This window comes from Synechococcus sp. R8-2, from assembly GCF_047461715.1.
Taxonomy (GTDB): Bacteria; Cyanobacteriota; Cyanobacteriia; order Thermostichales; family Thermostichaceae; genus Thermostichus.
Genome location: NZ_JANSHQ010000761.1, coordinates 1 through 535 on the forward strand (window position 1 = coordinate 1; position 535 = coordinate 535).

Sequence of the window (535 nt, forward strand, 5' to 3'; positions counted from 1 at the left end):
TGACTAGAGTCATGCTCTCTTCTCCTTACACTGAGTTAAGGAATACCTCAGGGTGGGGGCAGATAGGGAATATGCTCTGTGGTGGAGCAGGCCAATGCCGTTGGCGTTCTCCGCTGCCAATATGATCTTACAAGGATCTCAGAATCCTAACATGCGGTGCGAAGCACTAGGGGATGCAGCCTGTGGATGCTTTGTTTCAAGTTGTGGTGCTGAATCAAACCCCAGATCCAGAACGGGTCATCTACCAGGCCATGCACCAGGATTACAGCCCTGATTTTGTCACCTCAGAAAGCCGGATCCCGGAAAAGTATGGAGAGGCCGTGGTGCGGCATTTGCTGGAGGGCAACCGTGGCCACTATGGGCCTCTAGAGCATCCTCAGATCACGTTTGGGGTAGGCTATTTTCCCCATGCTGTCATGCAACAGGCCCGTACTCATCGGGTGGGAATTTCTTTTGATGTTCAATCCTTCCGATATACAGGCCAGCAAATTGCCGATTTGGGCAAAAAGCTCTTGTTCGCGTCAGCGGTGCGGAG

1 protein-coding gene is annotated in these 535 nt (G+C 52.3%); it reads left to right on the forward strand.

The window, feature by feature from the left end; translation table 11 throughout:
- Positions 1–182: 182 nt before the first annotated feature.
- A partial coding sequence (locus NW819_RS14510) for an FAD-dependent thymidylate synthase (RefSeq protein WP_414414179.1) occupies positions 183–535 on the forward strand: 353 nt, incomplete at its 3' end.